General features: G+C 68.9%; 4 protein-coding genes and 1 pseudogene. All 5 read right to left on the reverse strand.

Annotation, left to right across the window (positions count from 1 at the left end; genetic code table 11):
• Positions 1 to 67: 67 nt before the first annotated feature.
• A complete protein-coding gene (locus AB0G56_RS32310; protein ID WP_360976447.1) occupies positions 68 to 949 on the reverse strand; it encodes an alpha/beta fold hydrolase in 882 nt (293 codons plus the stop codon).
• A 234-nt stretch (positions 950 to 1183) separates the two neighbouring features.
• Positions 1184 to 1762, reverse strand: a complete 579-nt coding sequence (locus AB0G56_RS32315; RefSeq protein ID WP_360976450.1) for a TetR/AcrR family transcriptional regulator — start codon at positions 1760 to 1762, stop codon at positions 1184 to 1186.
• Positions 1763 to 2920: 1158 nt separating this feature from the next.
• Positions 2921 to 3738, reverse strand: a pseudogene (locus AB0G56_RS32320) (IS5 family transposase).
• Positions 3739 to 3960: 222 nt separating this feature from the next.
• Positions 3961 to 5448 (reverse strand): hypothetical protein, encoded by a 1488-nt coding sequence (locus tag AB0G56_RS32325; RefSeq protein ID WP_360976453.1) that lies wholly within the window; start codon positions 5446 to 5448, stop codon positions 3961 to 3963.
• 901 nt (positions 5449 to 6349) lie between these two features.
• On the reverse strand, positions 6350 to 6719 hold a 370-nt coding region (locus AB0G56_RS32330; protein ID WP_360976456.1), incomplete at its 5' end, for an integrase core domain-containing protein.

Here is a 6719-nt window from a genome sequence, read left to right on the forward strand (position 1 = left end):
CAGGACTGGCCGGCCCGCCGTGCCAGCAGGCCCGTGGCCAGCGGGCCGCTTCAGCCCGGCAGCCGGGTCACAGATGCGCGGCCAGGAACGGAAGGACGACCTCGGCCATCTCGTCGGGTACTTCCTCCGCCAGGTCGTGGCCCGCGTCGAAGACGTGTCCGGTGACATCGTGGGCCATGAGCCGCATCTGGGACTCGTTGCGGTCGCCGATGAACGCGGATCCGCCGAGCGCCAGGACCGGGATGTCCAGCTTCTTCTGTGCGGCCTGCCGGTTCTGTTCGGCGTCGACGAGCATCGCCCGGTAGATGGAGAGCATCGCGCGGATGCCGCCGGGCATGGAGTAGCAGCGCACGTATTCGTCGATCGCGTCGGGGGTGGCGGTGTCGGGGTGGCTGCGCTCGTTCTTGATCATGTAGGTGATGAGTTCGCGCTCGTGCCCGGTGATCAGCATCTCGGGAACGTCGGGCTGGAAGTAGAAGCCCAGGTGCCACAGGTGCATGCCGCTGGAGACGTTCTCGGGGGTGAGAGCAGTGTGGTCCTCGAAACCGAAGCCGGGGAACAGAGCCTCGGCGAACACGAGGGCGGTGACGTGGTCGCGGTGGCGGGCGGCGAGTTGGTAGCCGATCACCGCTCCCCAGTCCTCACCGACCACGGCGTACGTCTCGTGCCCGAGGTGGGCCATCAGGGCGGCGATGTCGTCGCTCATCGTCGCGCAGTCGTAGCCGTCCGACGGTCGGGCGGAGTCGCCCAGACCGCGGAGGTCGGGCACGACGACGGTGTAGCGCGGAGTCAGTGTCGGGACGAGGTGGCGCCAGTGGTAGCTGGTCTTGGGCACACCGTGCAGGAGCACCACCGCGGGGCCTGACCCGGCTGTGCGGTAGTGCAGACTCGTGCCGTTGACGGCGGCTCGACCCGTACGGACGGGCGTTCCCTGGTGATCGAGGATCATGTTCGCCTGCCTTTCGGTTGCAGATCGCGATGGGTGTGGAGAGCAGTGGTCTGCGGAGACCCGACGAGAGTCATCGGGCGGAAAGGGGCCCGGCGGCCCCGGGGTTGTCCGGGCAGGCCGTGGAACGGTGTGCGTTCTTTCGGTGATTGCCGGGGAGAGGCGTCGTAGGACTCCAAGTCTTGCCAGCCCTGCCTTTTTGTGGATCGGACGATACAGTTTGCGGACGTGAAAAAATCAGCCGAGGGCGGCCAGGGCGACCTCCACGAGGGGTTCGAGAGTGCGGACATCCGGGGTGATCTTGGAGGAGACCAGGAGTCCGTTGAGGAACGTGACGAGGAATCTCGCCAGGGTGTACGGGTCCTGTCGCGCCGCGATCTCGCCCCGCTCCACCGCGACCCGCAGCACCTCGGCGAGCGCGTCGCGGCCGGCGTCCTGCATGTCCCGCACGACGCGTCTGACCGACGGGTCCTGCGGCAGACGCTCACAGGCGGCGTTGACGGCAAGGCAGCCCCGGCCGCCGCTTTCCGCCCCGAGTCGGATCCGGTCGAGCAGCATCCCGCGAATGGCCGACCGGGTGTCGGCCCCCTCCTTCAGGCTGCGCAGGGCGTCCGCCGCGAGGGTGGTGCGGTAATGCTCCAGGGCCGCCCGGTACAGGCCCTCCTTGTCGCCGAACGCGGCGTACAAGGAGCCCTGTCCGATGCCCAGTTCCTGGGTCAGGTCACGTACCGAAGTCGCCTCGTAGCCGCGCACCCAGAACAGGTTCATGGCGCGGCTGACCGCCGCCTCGGTGTCGAATTCCCGGGTTCTCGCCATGACTTCATCATAGCGTATCTGGATCTAGCGTTCAAGAAACGTGGTGGCGTCCCGCACACCGGCGGTCCGGGGACAGAGGGACCGCGATCTGCCCCTTACTCTTCGCCTCGGACGGGATGTACCGCGGTGCGGACATCATCGAGGTCAGTCCGTCCGGGGCGCCCCGGCGGTTGCGGGTGGGGGTGTCGCGGTGGCGTGTCCCTTTACCCGTCGCGTCCGGCGGCCACGAGTGGCGGATGGACGGCTCGGTGAGGTGGTGGGGCGTGGGCGCGAACGGGGCGGTCCCCTTCCGCGCCCCTCCGGACAGCTTGTCGGCCCGAGGGTCAGCGGGACCGGATACGTGCGGCACGGCAGCTCAGACCGGGCGGGCGCCGATCGGCGCCCGCGCCCGACCATTTGCACGATGTCCACCATGGAGCCCCCAGGCGTCCGCGAAAAGAACCGAGTCACACTCGGCGGTGTCGGCTCCTTCACCGAGTACACGGACTGAGGAAGGCACCCGCAATTTGGCGGGCACATCACGACTCGTGAATTCATCACCACCGAGGAAATCGGTGGCGAATTCATGGAGCACCTTCCGCCGGTGAGCGTGGGCGCTCGCCGTAATGCCAGTCAGCCCATACCCGCTCTGCGGGCGGGACGGGTGTGCATGACCGCCACGGCCCGCATCTGGGAGGCCGATTCCTCGGGGTCGTCCTCGGCCAATCGCAGCGCTACGCTGGGAATAGTGCGGGATAGCCTCAGCCTCTCCCACCCGGGAGTGGAAAGGCAATAGCCGCCGGTAGCGTTCCGCTGACGCGGCCCGCATCAACCCCGCCGTGATCGCGGACAGCCGCGCTCCGCGTACCGCGTCCGAGGCCACGTCCCCGGCCTGGAACGCCGCCCACAGGCCGGGGTCCCGGATGTCCAGGCACAGCACCTGATACGGGGCCACCCACCCCACGCGGATCGCGTCCGACAGCTTCAGCTTGTATGCGACGGGACCGAAGACGGGGGAGCCCTGGTTCATGCTCGCCACCAGCCGCGGGGTGTAGCGCGCTGGATGATTCCGAGCCTCACCGAGGCGTACGTCGCGAACACGGTCACGGTCTCCAAGCCGCCGACCCATTCAGAGACGAAGTTCGAGCCATGTTCGACGCCGGACCATAAGAGCTTGTCTCACGTGGTGGGTTTGGCGAGCTTCTTGTAGCAGGTCAGAGCTGCCGCGAGTCCGAGGAAGGCCAGGAAGTGACTGCCCTTTCGCTCGTACCGGACGGTCAGGCGGCGGTAGCCGAACAGCTACGAGATGGACCGCTCGATCTTCCAGCGGTGCCGGCCGAGGCGCTCGCCGGACTCGATGCCGGGTCGGGCGATGCGCGGGACGATGCGCCGCTCGCGCAGCCACTTCAGCCTCTCGGCGGAGTGGTACGCCTTGTCGGCGCGGAGCCTGCCGGGACGGCGTCTGCGGGGGCCGCGCCGGGAACGGACGGCGGGTATGCCCAGGACCAGCGGCAGCAGCGCCTGGCTGTCGTGGACGTTCGCGCCAAAGACGCCGAGCGCGAGCGGTAAGCCCTGCGCGTCGGACAGGATGTGCAGCTTGCTGCCCTTCTTGCCCCGGCCGACCGGATTGCGCCCGGTCAGCGATCCCCCTTTTTCGCACGGACGGAGGCGGCATCCACGATCACCGAGGTCCAGTCCACCTCGCCGCGGGCTCCGAGTTCATCCAGGACGGCACGGTGCAGCCGCCGCCACAGCCCGTCCCGGGTCCATGCGGAGAACCGCCGGTGCGCGGTCGCCGGCGAGACACCGAACGTCTCCGGCAGGTGCCGCCAGGCACAGCCGCTGGTCAGCACATACACCAAGGCCGTGAACACCGCTCGCTCATCAACCGGGGCCGTGCCTCCGCCCTGCGGACGGGAAGCAAACGAAGGTAGCAACGGTGCGACGAGCGTCCAGAGTTCGTCAGGAACCAACCGCTGCGACAGACCTACACCCATGACACGGCATCATGCCGCATCAGCCTCAAACCACGTGAGACAAGCTCTAAGTGACAAGCTGAGCACCCTTCGTTTACGGACCCGAATGCCGCCCGGCTCCCTCCGGATTTTCGGTCCGCGCCCCGGGGTCGGCGAGAGGCGCCGCTGGGGCGGTGCCTCTCGCCGGAGACCGTCAGCGGGGCAACCGGGCGGACACCCGGACAGCCGGGCATCCGGCCAACCTCAGCTAGAAGCCAGCTGGTTGGCGATCTCCTTGTGCCACTTCTCGGCGTCGGCGGGGTCGTTCAGGGACGCCGCCCACGCCTCCTCCGTCATGTGCAGGTTCCCGGGGCCCGACTTCAGCGCGACGAGCAGTTCCCGGGCCGAGGTGCGCAGTTCGGGCGAGGTGCCCTTGCCGGCCGGGACTTCGGGGCCCGCGGCGAGGTCGTAGAGGGTGCGCGCCATGGCGTCGCGCTTGCTGTGTTCGGCCTTCTTCCAGAACTTCAGCGCTTCCTTGAGGGCGTCCTGGCGGGAGGCGGGCTCGGCTGTCGTCTGCTCGCCCTCCTCCGTGGGCGGGGCCCAGCGCTCGGGGTGGCGGGCGCCGTCGTAACGCTTCTTGCCGGCGCGCCCGGCCTTGTACGCGGTGACCGAGAGCAGGAGCCCCGCCGCTGTCGCGGCCAGCGCCCAGCCGACCGGGTTGCTCGCCAGCGTCCCCGTGGCAGCCGCTGCGATCGCCACCGCGCCGCCGGCCGACCTCACGCCGTCCCCGACCGCGCCGACCCCCTGCTTCCAGAGCTTGTTGCGCTGCTTCGCCAGCGCGTAGTCCCGGGCGGTGTTGAGGGCGGTGGTGTCCTGTGCCTTCTTGACGTCGTCGGCGGCCTTCTCGATGCTCGTGAAGGCCGCACTGGTCTGGTCCAGCGCGGCGCCCAGCCGGTCCGCGAGGCCCTCGTCGTCGCCGTCATGGGCACGCTCCAGCGCGACATACGCCCGCGCGAGCGCCCAGTGGCTGTCCACCTCCGCCTTACGGAGCCGGTTGATTTCGGGCTCCTGCACCGGCGGCGCGGGCACGTCGATCTTCTTGACGTTCTGGTACTTGCGCGTCGTCAGCCCGAACCGGCGCGCCGCACGGACGCTCTTGACGCCCGCGACGGCGCCGACCATCCCGCTCCCGGCCTCGGCGACACTCGCCGCCGTCACGAGACCCTCCGCGTGCAGAGCGTTCTTGGCGACGCCGATGAAGTCGGAGGCGTCGGTCGCCGTGTTCTGGATCGCGTCGAGCATCTTGGAGGGGTACTTCTTGCGCGGGGCGTGGGAAGAGGGACCCGTCGGGTTCTCCTTGGACTCCTTGTACGCCTTGGTGGCGTCGATGATGTTGTTGACCGCCGTGACCCCGTCGGTGAGCCCCATCTCGGCACCGGCCGCGGCGGTGGACGCGCCGGCCTGCTCCGAAAAGTGCGTGTCGGCGTTCTGGGACGACTTCCAGTTCATCTCCGCGTTGGCCGGGACCATGCCGCGCAGGACGAAGGTGTCGAGGACGTCGAGGTGTTTGTTGGCCCGCTCCAGCGCGCTGGCGATCCGCTCCCGGATGTTCAGCCCGGTACGGGACTTCTTCTTCGCTTCCGGCTTGGCCTGCTCGTCGGCGGGCTTCGCCGTCTCGTCGTTCCCCGCGAGACGCTGGACGACGGCGGACGCGGCCTTGTTGCCGGCGAGCGCCTGTATGGACCCCATCATCGGTCCGATGCTGTGGCGGTCCGGCGCCCCCGCCAGATTCTCCGCGCCGCGTATGAGGGGCCGGGGCCGTGGAACAGCCGGCTGCCTCGTACGGTTGCCGAAAGCAGTGTTACTACCCACCGGTGTCCTTTCCGGGCTCGTGCTGACACCGGGTGCGTGGCAAGGCGGGGCATCCGGCGGGGCCTTGCGCCCCCCCACAGTATCGACTGCCCCATGACTCTCATGGAAGGTGTTTCTCCTCTCGCGTTCATTCTGTGTATCGGTTCTGTACACCGGTTCGTGGCCATCGCATTGTTCTGGCCGCTCCGGGCCCCGGCCCCGCCCCTCGGCAGCCGGCCACCGCGGGCGGCCGCATCCCCGGACCCACCCCTCCGCCATCACCCGGCCTCCAAGCAGAAATGCCCTTCGATGCCGGCAGTGCGGGACGCGTCTGCCGGACGGGTGCAGGGCGAGCCAGCCGCTACCGCGGGGCCGCGTGCCGGACGAGGGCCTGGTGGCAGGCACACGCCGGTGGGCGACGATCGAGGCCGGGGGCGAGACGGGGGGAGGCTGGAAAGCCGTCCGCATCCCCGGCCCCGGTTTCTGCTGCCCGAGTGCGGCAGCACCTGGTACAGCAGCGGCACCCCCGTTCGGCACACGCAAGCGTTCCGACGCCTGGTACTGCTCGCCCTATAGTCGTACGCGGGCGTGGCGACGCCGTTCGAGTTCAGCAGCCGCCACGCCCTGGCCCGCCCAGAAACGGCCGGGCCGCGCGTGACCATAACCGTGGGAGCGGACAGCGCCACGGGACTGGCCGTGTTCCAGGAGCACCAGTGCACCCCGGCGGAAGCCGATGACCTGCTCGCCAGGGTCGTGACCTGGGCACAGGTGAGGTTCCCCCGTGATCGTGGACAGCGGATGGTTACGCTGCGGGGGCGAGGTCTTGTGCTGTCAGGGCCCTGGTTTCGATCGGGGTGACGTATCCGTAGACGGGATGCTTCCGCAGGCGGGTGCGGTTGTACTCGACCTCGATGAAGCGAAAGACATCGGCGCGAGCCGCCTCGCGGGATGCCCAGATCGTGGTACCGATCTCCGCTTTCAACAGCCCGAAAAAGCTCTCAGCTGCGGCGTTGTCGTAACATGAGCCCGTTCTGCCCATGCTCTGCCGAGGACCCAACTCCCTTATGAGAGTGGGATATTCGCGTGAGGTGTATTCCGAACCGCGATCCGAGTGCGCGATGCAGTCCTCCTTCAGCCCGCCTCGGCCGGCGGCCATCCTCAGCGCGTCGACG

It is taken from the genome of Streptomyces sp. NPDC021356, from assembly GCF_040641015.1.
In the GTDB taxonomy this organism is placed as follows: Bacteria; Actinomycetota; Actinomycetes; order Streptomycetales; family Streptomycetaceae; genus Streptomyces.